This is a genomic window from Microbacterium sp. Ru50 (assembly GCF_002920555.1).
Taxonomy (GTDB): Bacteria; Actinomycetota; Actinomycetes; order Actinomycetales; family Microbacteriaceae; genus Microbacterium; species Microbacterium arborescens.
Map to the genome: position 1 here is coordinate 1 of NZ_PQSV01000065.1, position 556 is coordinate 556.

At 68.7% G+C, this 556-nt stretch carries 1 protein-coding gene and 1 pseudogene; one reads left to right on the forward strand and one right to left on the reverse strand.

All coding sequences use genetic code 11. The annotated features are described in order from the left end of the window. Window positions 1–186 (reverse strand): annotated as a pseudogene (locus C3481_RS16275) (DsbA family protein); the annotation flags it as partial. Window positions 187–335: 149 nt separating this feature from the next. On the opposite strand from C3481_RS16275, the gene C3481_RS16280 reads away from it, so the two are divergent. After that, window positions 336–556 (forward strand): hypothetical protein (locus C3481_RS16280; RefSeq protein ID WP_146053684.1); only part of this gene is annotated, 221 nt, incomplete at its 3' end.

The following is a 556-nucleotide window of genomic DNA, read 5'->3' on the forward strand; positions in this document are numbered from 1 at the left end:
CTCCTGGTACGCCTCGGGCAGCTCGTCCAGCTTGGGCTCGTTCAGCACGGCCAGGCTCATCACGTGCCAGCGGACCTCCACCGGGCGGACCTTCTCCACCTCGAGCATCCAGCGGGAGGTCAGCCAGGCCCAGGGGCACAGCGGGTCGAACCAGAAGTCTGCCGGGGTCTTGCCGGTGTCGGACATGGTCTCTCCTACGAGGATCGGAAGGGCGGGTCGGCAGCCGGTTCAACCGCGGCGCCCCGTGCCATGATTCCCAGTGTTCGATATGCGAGACGAAGAGATCGCCAAGAAGACGAACACGAAGACGAACGCGAAGACGAAGGAGTCACGTCGTGCCCGGTGAGAATCTGTCCCGAGACGAGGCCCGCGAGCGGGCCCGGCTGCTGGCCGTCGACGGGTACGAGGTGGCGCTGGACCTGCGGTCGGCCGTGGCCGAGGGCGAGGCGGCGCGCACCTTCCGGTCCGTCACCACCATCCGCTTCCGCTCCTCCCGGCCCGGCGCCGACACCTTCGCCGACCTGATCGCGCCCGAGGTCACCCGGGTGACCCTGAA